Source organism: Akkermansia sp. AE01SA01 (assembly GCF_036417395.1).
Lineage (GTDB): Bacteria > Verrucomicrobiota > Verrucomicrobiia > Verrucomicrobiales > Akkermansiaceae > Akkermansia.
Genome location: NZ_CP143890.1, coordinates 3071213 through 3086142, shown reverse-complemented (window position 1 = coordinate 3086142; position 14930 = coordinate 3071213). Strand labels below are relative to the sequence as shown.

The 14930-nt window shown below is 58.3% G+C and carries 13 protein-coding genes; 4 read left to right on the top strand and 9 right to left on the bottom strand.

Annotation, left to right across the window (positions count from 1 at the left end):
• Nucleotides 1-2 precede the first annotated feature (2 nt).
• A complete protein-coding gene (locus V3C19_RS12530; RefSeq protein WP_295934694.1) occupies nucleotides 3-2111 on the top strand; it encodes a ComEC/Rec2 family competence protein in 2109 nt (702 codons plus the stop codon).
• Here the strand turns inward: V3C19_RS12530 and miaB are convergent.
• From miaB to V3C19_RS12505, 5 genes are all read right to left on the bottom strand, one after another.
• Complete coding sequence (miaB, locus tag V3C19_RS12525) at nucleotides 2074-3450, bottom strand: tRNA (N6-isopentenyl adenosine(37)-C2)-methylthiotransferase MiaB (protein WP_130084158.1); 1377 nt, start codon at nucleotides 3448-3450, stop codon at nucleotides 2074-2076. The two genes, V3C19_RS12530 and miaB, sit on opposite strands and share 38 nt — an antisense overlap.
• Nucleotides 3451-3457: 7 nt before the next feature.
• Nucleotides 3458-4681 (bottom strand): class I SAM-dependent RNA methyltransferase, encoded by a 1224-nt coding sequence (locus V3C19_RS12520; protein ID WP_130084159.1) that lies wholly within the window; start codon nucleotides 4679-4681, stop codon nucleotides 3458-3460.
• A 16-nt stretch (nucleotides 4682-4697) separates the two neighbouring features.
• Complete coding sequence (locus V3C19_RS12515) at nucleotides 4698-5021, bottom strand: hypothetical protein (protein WP_295876277.1); 324 nt, start codon at nucleotides 5019-5021, stop codon at nucleotides 4698-4700.
• 154 nt (nucleotides 5022-5175) lie between these two features.
• Complete coding sequence (locus tag V3C19_RS12510) at nucleotides 5176-6186, bottom strand: hypothetical protein (RefSeq protein WP_295934691.1); 1011 nt, start codon at nucleotides 6184-6186, stop codon at nucleotides 5176-5178.
• A gap of 308 nt (nucleotides 6187-6494) precedes the next feature.
• Nucleotides 6495-7424, bottom strand: coding sequence for a DUF3750 domain-containing protein (locus tag V3C19_RS12505; protein ID WP_130084222.1), 930 nt, complete (start codon nucleotides 7422-7424; stop codon nucleotides 6495-6497).
• Nucleotides 7425-7515: 91 nt separating this feature from the next.
• Between V3C19_RS12505 and V3C19_RS12500 the strand changes: the two genes are divergently transcribed.
• The gene (locus V3C19_RS12500; protein ID WP_295934688.1) at nucleotides 7516-8067 is read left to right on the top strand and encodes a hypothetical protein; all 552 of its coding nucleotides are present in this window, start codon (nucleotides 7516-7518) and stop codon (nucleotides 8065-8067) included.
• Between the two features lie 64 nt (nucleotides 8068-8131).
• Here V3C19_RS12500 and V3C19_RS12495 read toward each other — a convergent pair whose 3' ends face one another.
• Nucleotides 8132-9577 (bottom strand): hypothetical protein, encoded by a 1446-nt coding sequence (locus V3C19_RS12495; protein WP_302389278.1) that lies wholly within the window; start codon nucleotides 9575-9577, stop codon nucleotides 8132-8134.
• 168 nt (nucleotides 9578-9745) lie between these two features.
• On the opposite strand from V3C19_RS12495, the gene V3C19_RS12490 reads away from it, so the two are divergent.
• Both V3C19_RS12490 and V3C19_RS12485 read left to right on the top strand, forming a co-directional pair.
• Nucleotides 9746-10018 carry an HU family DNA-binding protein gene (locus V3C19_RS12490; protein ID WP_278432739.1) on the top strand — a complete coding sequence of 91 codons (273 nt, stop codon included), beginning with the start codon at nucleotides 9746-9748 and terminating at the stop codon, nucleotides 10016-10018.
• 126 nt (nucleotides 10019-10144) lie between these two features.
• Nucleotides 10145-12277, top strand: a complete 2133-nt coding sequence (locus V3C19_RS12485; RefSeq protein ID WP_295934678.1) for an alpha-galactosidase — start codon at nucleotides 10145-10147, stop codon at nucleotides 12275-12277.
• 73 nt (nucleotides 12278-12350) lie between these two features.
• Here the strand turns inward: V3C19_RS12485 and V3C19_RS12480 are convergent, their stop codons facing one another.
• From V3C19_RS12480 to nrdD, 3 genes are read right to left on the bottom strand one after another with little or no spacing between them, the layout of a single operon-like run.
• The gene (locus tag V3C19_RS12480; protein WP_295934677.1) at nucleotides 12351-13964 is read right to left on the bottom strand and encodes an aspartate:alanine exchanger family transporter; all 1614 of its coding nucleotides are present in this window, start codon (nucleotides 13962-13964) and stop codon (nucleotides 12351-12353) included.
• 11 nt (nucleotides 13965-13975) lie between these two features.
• Nucleotides 13976-14692 carry an anaerobic ribonucleoside-triphosphate reductase activating protein gene (locus V3C19_RS12475; protein WP_295934675.1) on the bottom strand — a complete coding sequence of 239 codons (717 nt, stop codon included), beginning with the start codon at nucleotides 14690-14692 and terminating at the stop codon, nucleotides 13976-13978.
• Between the two features lie 26 nt (nucleotides 14693-14718).
• The gene (nrdD, locus tag V3C19_RS12470) at nucleotides 14719-14913 is read right to left on the bottom strand and encodes an anaerobic ribonucleoside-triphosphate reductase (RefSeq protein ID WP_295876301.1); all 195 of its coding nucleotides are present in this window, start codon (nucleotides 14911-14913) and stop codon (nucleotides 14719-14721) included.
• Nucleotides 14914-14930 lie beyond the last annotated feature (17 nt).

Genomic DNA, 14930 nt, shown 5'->3' with positions numbered 1-14930 from the left:
GCATGGAGAAGGAGTCGCATCTGCTGCGGCCGTGGCCGGGGCGGATGATGACTTCCGCTCCGCTGTTGGCGCCTGCGCTGGCTATGCTGTGCGCCTGTGCGGCCGTGGACGTTTCCCCGTGGTTATGGGCGTTCTGCGCCTGCTGGGTTTTGCTGCCCTGTCTGTTCCGGATGCCTGCCATGAGTCTGCTGGCCGTCGCGCTGGCGGTCTGGGCCGGCGGCTGTCTGCTGGATTACGGGCGGCAATACGGGAGTCTGGCTGTGGAAGAGGGCGGCAGATTTGCGGCGGAAGGTTCCGTTGATGCCATTTCCGGGCGTTCCGTCCTGTTCAGGCCGCACGGGGCCAAGTGGCTTTATACGGTTTCTTCCCTTGAAAAAGAGCTTCCGCTGGAACCGGGAAAACGCTACCGGCTTGAAGGGGAGGTTTATTCCTTGAAACCTCCTTGCGGACCCGGCCTGTTTGACCGGGAACGGTGGGGTTATCTGCACCGGGTAGTGGCCGGAGTCCGGCTGGAAAGATTTTCCGAGCTGGGGCCGGGAGACTGGCGCAGCCGGTTTCTGGCGGCTTCCCTGAATCTCCGGGAAGAGGCGGCAGGGCTGCTGAAACAGGGTGCGCCGCCGGACGATGAGGCCCGGCAGGTAATGGTTTCTGCCGTGCTGGGAGACAAGACGACCGCCCGGCCGGAGACCATGGTCAGCTTCATGGAGAGCGGCTGCATGCATGTGTTTGCTGTCAGCGGCATGCATGTGGGTCTGGCCGCCATGCTGATTCTGGGCCTGCTGAGGCTGCTGCTCATCCGTCCCCCCGTGGCGCGGCTGGCCTGCATCCCCCTGCTGGCCCTGTATGTGTTTGTCACGGGAATGTCCGTTTCAGCCCTGCGCGCCCTGATCATGGCGGTGGTCTGGCTGCTGGCCTCCGTCCTGCGCAGGAAGGGGCATCCCGCCAACATTCTGGCTCTGGCGTTTATCGTGCTGTGCTTCGTGGATCCGCTCCAGGTTTTCCAGCCGGGGTTCCAGCTTTCTTTCTGCGTGTTTGCCGTGATTGTGTGCATTGTAGCATACATGAACCGGGAAAAGCCCCTGTGGAGACCGGACCCGTTCATTCCTCCCCGGATTTACAACGCACGGGAAAGGGGACTGGTATGGCTGGAAAAAGCGTGCCGCGGAACCCTGCTTGTGTCCGTGGGGGCATGGCTGATGTCCATCCCGCTGACGGCGTGGCATTTCGGCACCTGGAACCTGTATGCGCCATTCACCAACATATGCCTGGCGTTGCTGGTTCCCTTCCTGATGGGTATTTCCCTGTTCGGGCTGATGTTTGCGTGGTGTCCCTGGGCATTGTCCGTCTGTAATGCCGCGGCGGCGTGGCTGGCCGGGAGCATGCTGGGTGTTACCCAGTTTGCGGCCGCCCTGCCGTGCAGCTATCTTCCCGCCCGGCTTCCTGCTCAGGAAAACGGGGCCGTGGTGGTTCCCATGCAGAAAAACGCCTGGTCCGTCGTCATTTCCAATCCAGCGCTGGTGGTGGATACCGGTACGGAGAATACAGTCCGCTACACTCTTCTTCCCATATTGAAATACCTTCATATACAGCCTTCCGGCGTGATGACGACCAGGAACGGCAAGCCGGAACGGGCCGGGGTGGAAGTCTTGCTGCAGGAGTATCCCGGCATCCAGAACTGGGGCCGCGGGGCGCAGCATTCTGCGAAGGAGTGGGTATTGCGCCCCGGCAACAGGGTGAGTACGGCGGATTTGCCGGAGCCGCTGCCTACGGGGGTGCATCAGGACCGGAGCCCGGTGCTGGCGTGGACGTGCCGGGGACGCCGCGTGCTGCTGGTCGGGAATGCCGGATTTTCCACCCTGGCACGGGCGGAAGAGACGGAAAGGGCGGATGTCCTGATTATCGGGCATCATCCGCGCGACCCGGTCAGCAGCGCTGCATGGATCAGGGAAACCGGAGCCCGGACAGTCATTTTCACGACGGAATGGGGATGCCCCGTGCCGGAAGGCGTGGCCGTGTACCGGCTGCCGGAAACCGGAGCCCTGTACCTGAAGGCGGAAGAGGACGGCGTGACCGTCACGCCCTGGAAGGGCACGGAACGCCGTACAAGGTGAATCCGGTGCTTTCCTCAATCCGGATGGGCAGGATTTGTCCCGTCAGGCCGGGCTCCGCATCCACCATCACGGGCTTGTTCTGGGAGGTGCGGCCGGAGAAGCGCGCGGCGTTGGTTTTGGAAGGCCCTTCCAGCAGGACTTCCTGAACCGTGCCGATGAGTTCACGGTTTTTCCGGACGGCGATTTCATTGACGACGGCCAGCAGGTCCTGGTTGCGCGCCTCCTTCACTTCTTCCGGAATCTGGTTCTCCATGGCGGCGGCAGGCGTGCCGCGGCGCGGGGAATAGCGGAAGATGAACGCGTTGTCGAATTGAACCTGTTCCACGGCCTGTCTGGTCAGCAGGTAGTCTTCTTCCGTTTCTCCCGGAAACCCCACGATGATGTCCGTGGTGATGGAGAGATCCGGACGGGCCTGCTTCATTTGCGCGCAAAGATCCAGGAAGGTCTCGTTTCTGTACGGCCTGCGCATCATTTTCAGGATGCGGTCGCTGCCGCTCTGCATCGGGAAATGGATGTGGCTGCACAACTTGGGAAGATAGGTGAACGCCTGCACCAGGTCCTGCCGGAAGCCGATGGGATGGGGGGAAACGAAGCGGATGCGCCGCAGGCCCTCCACTTCATGGACGGCCTCCAGCAATTGGACGAAGCCGCCTTTTCCATTCACGCTGTCCATCTGGCGTCCGTACCGGTTGACGATCTGGCCCAGCAGGGTGACTTCCTTCACGCCGGAGTCCACCAGCATGGCCACTTCGTCCACGATGTCCCGGATGGGGCGGCTCCGCTCCGTTCCGCGCGTGTAGGGCACGATGCAGTAGGCGCATTTCATTTCACACCCCTGCATGATGGAAACGTAGGCCGTGGAGCGTGCACCCGGGTCCAGGTGGTCGCGGATCTGGTTCTGGGAGTCCTCCTCTTCCGCCACATCGCATACATGGCTGCCGGAAAAGGCGCTCCGGAGGTTGTCCATGCGGCGTTCCTGCCGCTGTCGGAGAATGCCGTCCACGTGTTCGAACACGCGGTGGTATTTCTGGGTGCCGATCACCAGATCCAGGCGCGGAAGTTCCTTGAACAGTTCGTCCTTCCGGCTCTGAGCCATGCAGCCCATCATGCCGTACACCACGTGGGGGCGGTGCCGCTGCTGCTTGGCGAGCAGCCCCATCTTGCCCAGGGCTTTCTGCTCCGCCTGTTCACGGATGGAGCAGGAGTTGAACAGGATCACGTCCGCCTCGTCCTCGCGGTCCGTCATGGTGTACCCCTTCTGGACGAACATGCGGGCCACCTGTTCGGAGTCCCGTTCGTTCATCTGGCAGCCGTAGGTTTTGATGTAAAGCTTGGGCATGGAAAGGTCAGTTTTTCTTTTTCAAAGTGACCACGCATTCCAAATGCTTGGTCTGGGGGAACAGGTCAAAAGGCTGGACGGCGGTGACGGCATAGCCGGCCTTGTCAAACTCTGCCAGATCCCGGATCTGGGTGGCGGGGTTGCAGGAGACGTACACCACTTTTCCGGGGCTGAAAGCGAATAGCTGGGTCAGGAATTCCATGCTGCACCCCTTTCGCGGGGGGTCGATCACCACGGCAGTTTTTTCCGCCGGAAAGTCCACCTGGGCGAAAATGGCTCCGGCGTCCGCCGCCAGAAATTCCACGTGGCTGATTCCGTTGCTGCGGGCATTGCTCCGCGCCCAGTCTGCGGAAGTCTCGCTGACTTCCACGCCAAGCACTTTTTTGAATTTTTCCGCCAGGCTCAGGGCGAACAGGCCGGAACCGCAGTAGGCGTCCACCAGGAATTCCTCGCCGTCCATGCTGGCCTGCCGGGCCACGTAATCCGTGAACAGGGGCAGGATGAACGGATTGTTCTGGAAGAAATCTCCGGCCAGGAAGTGGAATTCCAGAGTGCCCACCTTTTCACAGGCCACGGCGTTGTTATTGGTGATGACGCCGCCTTCCGACGCCCGGAGCAGAATCGTCGCTCCGCGCTTGAAGCGGGCCGCCGCCTGATAGACGCTTTTACGGGCCATCGGCAGGACCTCGTTGATGCATTCCATCGCAATCGGACATTGCGGTACGTCCACCACTTCCCTTCTGGAGCCGGCTTTCAGAAAGCCGATGGCGGGTTTGCCGCCTTCTTTGGGCTTGTCGAAATGAGGCGTAATCTTGGAACGGTAATGGTATTCCCGCGGGGAGGCGATGGCCGGGTTTACGGGGAGTTCCAGCCCCGCCTGCAGGCGGAGGAGGTCCGCCACCTGGCGCGTTTTCCAGAAAAGCTGGCAGTCGTAGGAAAAGTGCTGGTACTGGCAGCCGCCGCAGGTGCCGAACAGGCGGCACACCGGGTCCACGCGGTCCGGACTGGGGCGGAGCACTTCCACCAAGTCTGCGGAGGAATAATTCCTGTCGTTGCGCCAGACGCGGGCTTTTACCCGGTCTCCCGGCAGGGCAAACGGAACAAACACCACCCAGCCGTTCACACGGCCGATGCCGTCGCCCGCGTTGGACAGGGCGTCAATGTCCAGTTCAAGCTCCTGGTGGTAGGAAAAAGGTTCGGGATGGAAGCCCTTGGGAATGGTGGCGGTCATAGTTCAGAGGGATGGATTACGGAGTAGCGGGGGTAATCAGCTTGCCGTCCAGGTCGTACAACAGGGTATCCGGCAGTTTGGGGGTGCGCAGCCCGGGGCGAAAGTCACCGGGGAGCACGTCCGGGCCGGAAATATCGCTTTCATTCCTTTCTTCCGGAAGAAGGCTGGTGGTGACGGGAACAGGGGGCAGCGGCGCCGGGCGGCTGGCAGCGGCCGTTTGTTCCAGCTGCATTGCCGGAGTGGCGGCGGGTTCCTGAGCGGCCGTTTCCTTATTGGAGGCGCAGGAAGCGGCGCAGACCAACCCGGCAATCAGACAGGAGCGGATCAGGAGTCTTTTCATGGCGCGGATTCTTACAGCTTCATCCGCGCTTGGCAAGTGAATTGCCGGGATTGCCTATGATTAAAATGATCCTAAAAGTGGAAGGATGAGTTAACTATCGAATAAAGTCTGAAAGCATTTTTGAAGAATAATGGATGACAAAAAAAAGATGTATTCACTTTGTCGCTCTTGGGGAGGTGGAATTTTCTTCAACTTGCTGTTTCAATAATTCCCGGCAAACCACATACTCAATAAAATAACTATCGCAGGAATTTCCAATATCAAAAAAGTGATGGCCAATAATGTCCGTTAGCTGATTGTCATCTTTATTTTGTTGGATTTCAAATAAAACGGTTTTTAGTTTTTGAATTGATGGGAATGTTTCCGCATAGAATTTCTCTTCCAGATACTTGGTTTCATGTAAATCGGGAAGCGGTGTATACAGCATAAGATTTTTTAAATCAAGGAGCATTTGGCGCGCCGATGATGATATTTGTTTGATCTGGTCTTCAGTGAAATGGCGGTTGTTGCTTAATAAAGCAACGATATTTCTTAATTCCAAAGTAAGGGAGGAAAGGGTTTCTTCTTGGATTCGTAAAGAAGCCGGATTGTTGAGAAAAGAGGGAGCCCATTGAGTGGAAGGCAATATTTCCGGGAGGAGGCCCTGCCCAAATGCCACAGTATCATAAGCTCTAGACTTTTCTTTATAACTTAGACGCGAGGCCAGCTTGTCCTTGAGAAGTTTGGAGATTTTTTCAGAGCCGAGAATCTTGTTTTTAAGGGACTGGACATGCTTGTTTTTATAATTGAATATGAGAAATAAATCCTTATTTCCGACGATGTCCGGCATTTCCAGAAGATTTGGAAAAAGAACTAATTCTATTTTACTCTCTGGCAGATCCGCGTTTTCATGAAATAAATCAATGGTCTCATGCAGGAAATTTATATAATCTTTTCCGGAGAGACGGTTCAGAAGATCAAAAATAACTTTTCTCTGGGAAAAAGTTAATGGAGCGCTTCCCTGGATAAGATTAGCTATTTCTGATTCGACATCATGACCATTTTTTCTCATGGCTTCAGAGGATGGAATGGCAGAAAAATGAGAAGAGGGAATTGTTGCAGGCAGGGCGCCATAGGAGTGAAATAAAATGTTGGATAATATAAAAACGATGAGTGATTTTTTCATATGTCATTCTATTGAAATTTTCTCATGTCTAAAGGAGAATTCAACCCGGAATTGAATTGGTCCCTCTTGGCCGGGATTCCTTTTTAGGTTCTGTATGGCGAACTGTATTAATCCATGTACCATCATCATGATATTCATGTGAGTTTGGATGGTATTTCACCGTGCCTATGGCTGATTACCCATTTGCCGGCGATGGGAGAATAGGCGTTTTATAGAATAAAAACAGTGCGATCTTCCCCGCTTATTGAGTGGCAGGGTTAACCAATAATCCTGAAATGTCAATGTATTTTGAGCGGAATGAGACTGGTTCAGATACGTTCGCTCGTTTTTGTCCGTGGATGACGGAAATGGGGAATACTGTGCGCCTGCCTGCGCTTCCGGCGCATATGGCGGAATATTCGGAAGAAAATGAATCCCACGGTGAAAAGAAGCAGCGTGACGCTCCACCAGTTCCAGCCCACGGGGGCGTCCGGCAGGCCTATGCGCCCGATCATCGGGAGTTTGAGGGCGGGGCGGAGCAGGTCAAACCCCGCATTCAGGCCCAGCAGGCTGATTTCCGCTCCTTCCGCCAGTCCCAGGCTGAACCCGGCGAGACCCCATAAATTGATGCGGATGCCTGTACCGCTCTCCGTTCGTCCGGCAATGCCACCGGGCAGGTAATCCTTCCCCACCGCATGAGGCGGAAGCTCCACGGTCAATTCCGGCACTTCCCTCATCAGCGTGGCAGTGAATGTATTGCTGTTGGGTCCGGGAATAATCCAGTAGGTATCGGCATGGGGGTAATCCTGTGCCGTGCGGCTGATGACGGGGATGGCCTTTTCCGCTGCTGTTCCACGCAGTTCCTGAATCAACTCCGGCTCCGCGCCGAACCATTTACGGTCCGGAATATCCCGGGAGATGGAAACGCTGGTTCCCCGGGAGGGAAGCTGGTAACCCATAACCTGGTACACGGTGTAAAAACCGGCGTTCTTCTCCTTCACGGCTATCCAGGTATGCACGGCAAAATACTTGCGCCAGCCGAAAGCGCGCGCGGCATAGACCTGGACGACGGCTTCCGGTTCTTCCGAGGGCAGCGGGGCCAGTCCGCTACTGCTGCGGTCTGCGGTTTTCCAGTTTTCCGCCGGGTGGAAGTAAATCAGAGCTCCGCACAGGAGCAGGAACGCCATGAACAACCAGAAAATGAGCCGCCATTTATTCCGGGAAGGATGCCTGCGGTTATAAGGGTTGGAATGGCGCATGGCGAATGTATATACCTTGAACGGCAAATGATGGCAATGGCGGAATCTTGAAGTTTGACTTCTGCGCAGGGGAACCTATGGTTATTATAATATGATCAAGTTTGCCATTTCCGTTCTTTGTGCCGCCGCCATGACGGGCATGCTCCATCCCGCTTCCGCTCTGGCACAGCAGGCGCCCCTGCCCGCCGTGAATGAATCGGGAAGCCCCGCCTTTGACACACTGCGCAACGAAGCCATTGCCAAGAAGGTTCCCCTCGTCATCTACCTGACGGGGTCTTCCTGGTGCTCATACTGCAACATCTTTACGAACAAGCATATCAAGGAGCGGGTTTTTAAGAGGGAATCCGGCAAAAAATTCATCTTCTGGCTGGTGGATACCAGGCAGGCGCCGGGCAGGTCTCCGGGTTCCTTTACCTTTCAGTTTGTTCCGGAGGAAGCTGCCAAGGTGGTGGGATGCGCAGGTTCCAAGGCTCCTTATGTTGTCTTTGGTCCTCCCGCCGTGATCATTCTGGACCCCGTTTCCGGAAAAGTGATTAAAAGGATGGCAGGCCAGGGGGATATGGACAAGGAAGGCAAATCCCTGCCTGCGGTCATCAAGGAATGCTGGAAGAATTTCCAGGAGGAAGAGGAAAAGAATTCCTGAGGCTTCAGCCCTTTCGAAGAAAGGCCGGGAGACGGCATTCCTTTTCTGTGCCTGCACGGTTTTGTTAAAAACGGTAAATGAAACGCAGCCATGGCTGCGGCGTGCCGGAATAATAAGGATACCACCGGTGCCCGGGATGGTGCATGGTAGAACCCCATTCATCCTGACGGCGCGCCTGCGGCGCATAGGCAAGTTGCCGCCATTCCCCGTAGGCGAAGGAAGAAGGCTTTGTTTCTGAAGCCGGAGGCGCCAGAAATGCCTGGAGGGCGTTGAAGGAACAGCAGTAATAGGGGATATTGAACCGGGGCGCCAGCCCAAGCGCCAGCAGGAGCCATATCCACATCCGGAGGTTGGGATGCCGCACCCAGGCGGAGGCCAGAAAGGCGAGCAGGCAGGCCAGCGCCGGAACGCTTCCCTTGCAGAGCAGGTCGTTGACGTCTCCGTTGACGTACAGGAAGGGGAGAAGCAGGCCGGTTGCCAGCGTGCAGAGGAAGAGAGGATTCCGCCGGAAGTCGTGCCAGCAGAACAGGGCATATACAAGGAAGGAAGTGCCGATGAGCAGGAGGTCTCCCCAGCTTGTGTAGAAAGGCCGCAGGCCCATCCGGGAGGCCGGGGCGTTCACATGGACGTAGTAGAGCAGGAAGCAGATTCCCGGAATGACGGCGGCAAGGACGGCAGGAACAGTCAAGACTGCCGTACCGCTGCGTTCGGCCTTCCATTGCCTGATTCCCTGGCAGACTGTTATCGGCAGGCCGCCCACGGCTGCCAGAGGCGAATAGAAGGCAATGCAGGAGAACAGCGGCAGCAGCCAGCCGGACGGCATCCGGCCTGACGCAAGCCAGACGAAGAAGAGAACGACGGGGATGGATGCGTTGGCGCTGCACATGATTTGTTCCGCAATGCCGAAGTAATGGAGCCGGAACAGATCCAGGGAGAACCAGCATTGCAGGTTCAGCAGGGAGCCGAACAGGATCAGCAGAAGGGCGAAGGCGGTAGAGAGGCGTCCGGAAAAGACGCAAATCCAGCACCAGGCCAGAAACAGCCCCCAGGCTCCCCACAGGGGAAGCAGGAGGCGGGCAGCGTCCAGCCCGGCCAGTTTGCCCGCCAGGGCGGGGATGGTCCAGAAGCCGATGTTGTATATCAGTGCGTCTCCGTCGGGAAAGACGACGGGCCACGGAGAGGAAACGAGTTCCTGAAGACAGGCGTTTCTGACGATGTGGTCCGGATGCTGGTTGACCCAGCCTCCCCATCCGGAGAGGACCATCACGATGGTGAAAGCCGTCAGTACGTACAGGGATTGCCGCGTGAAAAGGGGAAAAGGTTGCTGCCCCGGCGCGCCGCTCCGTGCCCCCTTCCCGATTCCCCGGATGAGCAGCGCCGCCACGGGGAGGGAGATGTACCAGTGCATCCATCCGGCCATGAACGCCAGCACGGGCAGCAGCAGCCAGGCACAGGTGTGCCATTCCAGCAGAACCGTGTTGAAGGTTCTTTCCGGACTGGAATAATTCATGGAAGAAGAGAGCATGCTCTCACGGACCTTAATGGCGGCGGCGCGGGGAGGCAAGGGAGAAACTTGCGGATTCTCCGCGGCCGCGAATGGGACGGTTCAGGTGGCAGGAATGGGGCTGCGCCGTCTTCGCTTTACCGGAAGAAGGCGGCCTTTCATGCTGGCGGCCTTATGAACAAGACAGAATTCATTCAGGAATTGCGGCGGGAACTGGGAGGCGAAGCCACTTCCCGGGAGGCGGAACAGGTGCTTGACGCCGTGCTGAACACGATTGCGCGGTCCGTGCAGCGGAAGTCGCAGGTTAAATTCCGCGGTTTCGGCACTTTCGGCATCAAGCGGCGCCAGGCCCGCGTGGTCAGGCACCCGGGCCATGGAGGCAAATTATTCGTGCATGAATCAAGCACCATGAAATTCCGGCCTTCCGGCCATTTATGGAGAAAGTAGGCGGATCCGCCGGGCCGCCCTTTCCATTTTGCCATTGACTTCCCGTTCCGGTGCAGGGTTAATGAAGATGACAGGGGCGGCCCGGACGGCCGGTCTGGAATAGAACCATCCATCTTTTTTGCGACCATGACGCCGGATTCCGTGCATTTGCTGACCCGTTCCTCCCAGATGAGTCTGTTCCTCGATGGAAAGGGAAGGGTGCGCCGCGCCTATTACGGAGCGCCCTTGCACGAGCCGGAAGACGCTTTTACGGATTCCGCTTCCGCTCCTCTTCTGTGTACGACACTGGCGGATTCCCTGGACGGTCTGCCGAATGCGTCCGGGGAATACGATCTTTGCATCACCCAGGGGGACGGTTTCCTCTCCCTGTGCCTGGAGTGTGAACGGCAGGAAGTTGTGCGGCTGGACGGAGACCGGGAGGAGGCCGTCTTTTACCTGAAGGATCCGGCCTATCCGGTACGGGTGGAAGCGCACGTGCGCGCCCACCGGGAATCAGGCGTTTTCATGGAGTGGATGGTCATCCGCAATGAAGGAAAGGAAGACATCCGGATTCACCGGGCGGCTTCCGGCCATCTGAATTTGAAGGCGGAACGGTATTTTGTGACGAGCTTCCGCGGCACCTGGGGCGGAGAATCCCTGATGAGCGAGGAAGAAGTGGCGCGGGGCCATGAACTCGTCCTGTCTTCCGGTACCGGAACCCGCGCCGCGCAGGAGGGAAGCCCCGGTTTCATCATTTCTCTGGACGGCCCGGCCCGTGAGGATTCCGGGGAAGTGATCATGGGCGCGGTGGCGTGGTCCGGCAATTACCGGATATGGTTCCGGCACAGTCCGTACCATTATTTGTATGCAGGCGCAGGAATGGATGTGGCTCCCGCTCCGTATGTGCTGGATGCCGGCGGCGTGTTTGAGACGCCTCCCCTGATCCTGGCCCACAGTGGTAGGGGCAAGGGGGAAGCCTCCCGAAGCATGCACCGCTGGGCGCGCCGCTACGGCCTGCGCGGCGGTGAGGAAGAGCGGATGACGCTGCTGAACTCCTGGGAAGGGGTGTATTTCACATTTACCGAGGAAGTGCTGCACGGCATGATGAAGCGTGCGGCGGAGCTGGGGATAGAACTTTTTGTCCTGGATGACGGATGGTTCGGCAGCCGGTTCCCGCGCAATGACGCCCGTGCCGGGCTGGGGGACTGGGAGGTGAACCGGGCCAAGCTTCCGCACGGAATTGACGGATTGGCGGAAAAGGCGGAAGAGCTGGGAATCCGCTTCGGCATCTGGGTGGAACCTGAAATGGTGAATCCGCAGTCGGAATTGTTCACGAATCATCCGGACTGGGTGATCGGCCTGCCTGACCGGGAAAACAGGCTGGAGCGCAGCCAGTACCTGCTGGATCTGAGCAATCCGGAAGTTCGCAGCCATATCCTGGACGTGATGCGCGAACTGCTTGGAAAGCATCCCGACATCGCCTACGTCAAATGGGATTGCAACCGCAAGATTTCCGATCCCGGTTCCGCATGGCTGGATGCGCGCCATCAGGGAAATCTGGCCATTGATTATGTGCGCGGCTATGAATCCGTTCTGGACGCGCTGGCGGAGGAATTTCCGCAGGTGGTGTTCCAGGCCTGTTCCTCCGGGGGCGGCCGCGCCGATTACGGCACCATGCGGCGGCATCACGAGTTCTGGACATCCGACAATACGGATGCCTGCGAACGCGTGTTCATGCAGTGGAGCATCGGGCACCTGTTCCCGGCCATTTCCATGGGCGCCCACGTGACGGCTTCCCCCAACCATCAGACGGGCCGCGCCGCGCCGCTGAAATTCCGTTTTGACGCAGCCATGTCCGGCCGCCTGGGCTTCGAGCTCCAGCCCTGCGATATGACGGAAGAGGAAATGGCCTTTTCCAGACACGCGCTGGCGGAATACAAGCGCATTCGCCCCGTGGTCCAGTTCGGGGACCTGTACCGCCTGTCCTCGCCGTATGAAAGCCGTGTGGCTTCCCTGATGTACGTGCGGGAGGACCGCGCCGTCGTGTTCGCGTGGCTGATGGACAAGTGGCTTGCGGACGCCCCGCCGCCCCTGCGCCTGAAGGGCCTGAAACCCGAAGCCAGGTATATGCTCCGGGAGCTGAACATGGATGAAAACGGCTCCATCACGAATGTTCATGAACGAGTTCTGGGCGGAGATTTCCTGATGAACGCAGGCATCCGCATCCATTGGAAGAGGGCGTTTCAGTCCGTCTGCCTGGAAGTGGCTGAACAAGAGTAAAAAGAACGACAAAGGGAAAGTCCATGCGTAGAAATGCCGCCTTTTTCTGTCTTCCGCCCCGTGCCGCCGGGTTTTAAATTCCCACTACGCCGCCGATGGTTTGGATGATGACCTTCGCGATGATCGTCATCAGGATGAGGGCCACGGGATAGGCGGTAGCGTAGCTGACCACCGGGGCCTGGGAATCCGTCTTGCTGGCGATGGCGCCCAGAGCCGGGGTGGAGGTCATGCCGCCGCAGATGCCGCCCAGGCATTCCAGAATGTTCATCTTGAAGACTTTCATGCCGACAAAGTAGCCGGAGAACATGCCCGCGCAGGTGACGATGATGCCCATCACAAAGACAGCCGCGCCGTGGGTGGCCACCGTGTCCACCAGGTCCGCGCCGCCCTTGATGCCCGCGTCTGCCAGGAAGAAGACCAGGCCGAGGTCTTGAAGAAGCAGGCGTGTGGGGCGCGGGATGTACCCCACAATGGGGCCCAGGCGGCCGAAGTGGCCGAGGAGCAGGGCGACGATCAGCGGACCGCCGGCAATTCCCAGCGAAATGCCCATGCCGTTGCCCAGGCTGAAGTTGACCAGCCCCAGAATGATGCCGAGGGACAGGCCGAATCCCAGGGAAAGGAGGTCCGTCTGATTCATGTCCTGGCTGCGGTGTCCGATTTTTTCCCCGTATTTGGTGAGGTTTTCCGGCGAACCGACGACGGTCAGCACGTCGTTTCGTTCCAATGTCGTGTCACCCGTGGGGACAAAGGTGAACCCCAGCCGGGAAATGCGGGAGATGATGACGCCGTCCGTGCGGAGGGTTTTCAGGTCGCGGAGCTTGCGTCCGGCATAGTCTTTGTTGGTCAGGATCAGCTTGCGGCGTTCCTTCTGGGAGTCCATGGGGTAGGGGTTTTCACAGGCTTCCCCCAGGAACGCGATGTCGTGCGGCATGGTATCGCTGTTGCCTACGATGAGGACTTCCGTCCCTTCCCGGAAGGTGTCTTCCGGCGTCAGGGGCATCAGCCTGCCGTCGCGCACCACGCGGGTCACCATGCAGTGCAGGCCGTCCAGCAGCTTGCAGTCCGCAATGTTCTGGCCGAGCAGGTTGGGCTGGTTGACGCGCACCAGGCGGGAAATGATGCTGGCTTCCTGCCTGGAATGCATGACCTGGGCTTCCTTGTTCAGGTCAATATGAAGCAGGCGCGGCAGGAGCTGGACGAACAGGACCACGCCCACGACCCCGAAGGGATAGGCGATGCCGTAGCCGATGCTGACGCCGCTGCCGGAGGCTCCGGGCAGACTTTCCGTGGCGGCCGCAAGCGCCGGAGTGCTGGTGCAGGCCCCCGCAAAGATGCCGGAGGAAATACCCGCCGGCACATTGAACCAGATGCCGCACAGGCAGGTGAACAGGGCGGAAACGCCCACAATTACGGCGGACATCACGGCCAGTTTGCTGCCCTGCTTGGCGATGGCGGAAAAGAAGCGGTTGCCTGCGCTCAGCCCCACGCAGTACACGAAGAGCGCCAGGCCAAGCTGCCCCACTCCATTGGGAATGGCCAACCGGTAGTGGCCGGCGGCAAGCGCCACGAAGAGCACGCCGGAAAGGCCGAGGTTGAGGCCGTATATTTTAATGCTGCCAAGGGCGATGCCGAAGAAGATGATTCCAAAGAGAACCAGGGTGTTGTGGTTGAGCAGAATGTCGAACATGCGGGGCGGTATCAGTTTTTTCCGTTGCCGAGGTCGAAGTTGCGGAATTGGACGGAGAGGGAGGATGAATCCACCCGGCTCCGGTCAAACGGGCGACTCGGCGCGGGGAGAGAGTTGAGCGTTTGTGTGGTCTGGTAAAAATTTTGCACGAAGTAGTTGCCTTCATAACCCCGCTTTGTCAAGTCGCGTATGATGGTGTTGACGTGATCTTCCGTCAACAGGTCCGGGTGCACGGTCGTTCTGACTTCGAAAGGGATTTTTGAGGCAATCAGATAGTCCAGCGTTCTGGAAAAGAACGGAAACAGCCCGGGCCTTCCCGTGACGGCGCCGTACTGTTCGGCGGGGGCCTTGTAGTCCAGGGCAATGTAGTCGCAAAGCCCTTTTTCCACCAGGGTTTCCACGACGGAGGGCCGCGTTCCGTTGGTGTCTATTTTGATGGCGAAGCCGAGCTGCCGGATTTCACGGCAGATGGGAATAAGGTCGGGACACAGCGTGCATTCGCCTCCGGACAGGACCACTCCGTCCAGAAATCCCACCCGATCTCTGAGGAAATCGAGGTAGTCCGTTCGTCCGCCGGTTCCGGGGGCCGCATTTTTAACCAGGGAGACGTTGTAACAGTACTGACAAAACAGATTACAGCCTCCCAGCCAGAAGATGCAGGCCACCTTGTTTGGAAAGTCCAGCAAGGTGAGCGGCGTGATGTCCGCTATGCCCCGACCCGTTCCCATTGACTTCGCATATGTTATTGGGAAAATTAACGTGGCTGTCCCGTACGAGGGGAACAGTTGCAGGGAGCGTCCGGTTCAACGAAGTGGACGCGGTCATGGAATTCGCCCTGCTTGCCGGCATTGAAGGTTTCCACGGGGCGGTGGTAGCCCATGACGCGCGTGTACACGGTGCAGCGGGTGCGGTCCTGGGCGTATTTGCTTAGTATTTCCTGTTTGGTCATTGTTGTTTTGATGGTTG

What these genes read in the sequence shown, in the direction of transcription:
- V3C19_RS12480 (WP_295934677.1), bottom strand. Translation starts at nt 13,964, where the DNA reads ATGTTCGACATTCTGCTCAACCACAACACCCTGGTTCTCTTTGGAATC.
- V3C19_RS12500 (WP_295934688.1), top strand. Translation starts at nt 7,516, where the DNA reads ATGATCAAGTTTGCCATTTCCGTTCTTTGTGCCGCCGCCATGACGGGC.
- V3C19_RS12520 (WP_130084159.1), bottom strand. Translation starts at nt 4,681, where the DNA reads ATGACCGCCACCATTCCCAAGGGCTTCCATCCCGAACCTTTTTCCTAC.
- V3C19_RS12485 (WP_295934678.1), top strand. Translation starts at nt 10,145, where the DNA reads ATGACGCCGGATTCCGTGCATTTGCTGACCCGTTCCTCCCAGATGAGT.
- V3C19_RS12490 (WP_278432739.1), top strand. Translation starts at nt 9,746, where the DNA reads ATGAACAAGACAGAATTCATTCAGGAATTGCGGCGGGAACTGGGAGGC.
- V3C19_RS12475 (WP_295934675.1), bottom strand. Translation starts at nt 14,692, where the DNA reads ATGGGAACGGGTCGGGGCATAGCGGACATCACGCCGCTCACCTTGCTG.
- V3C19_RS12515 (WP_295876277.1), bottom strand. Translation starts at nt 5,021, where the DNA reads ATGAAAAGACTCCTGATCCGCTCCTGTCTGATTGCCGGGTTGGTCTGC.
- V3C19_RS12505 (WP_130084222.1), bottom strand. Translation starts at nt 7,424, where the DNA reads ATGCGCCATTCCAACCCTTATAACCGCAGGCATCCTTCCCGGAATAAA.
- miaB (WP_130084158.1), bottom strand. Translation starts at nt 3,450, where the DNA reads ATGCCCAAGCTTTACATCAAAACCTACGGCTGCCAGATGAACGAACGG.
- V3C19_RS12510 (WP_295934691.1), bottom strand. Translation starts at nt 6,186, where the DNA reads ATGAAAAAATCACTCATCGTTTTTATATTATCCAACATTTTATTTCAC.
- V3C19_RS12530 (WP_295934694.1), top strand. Translation starts at nt 3, where the DNA reads ATGGAGAAGGAGTCGCATCTGCTGCGGCCGTGGCCGGGGCGGATGATG.
- V3C19_RS12495 (WP_302389278.1), bottom strand. Translation starts at nt 9,577, where the DNA reads ATGAATTATTCCAGTCCGGAAAGAACCTTCAACACGGTTCTGCTGGAA.
- nrdD (WP_295876301.1), bottom strand. Translation starts at nt 14,913, where the DNA reads ATGACCAAACAGGAAATACTAAGCAAATACGCCCAGGACCGCACCCGC.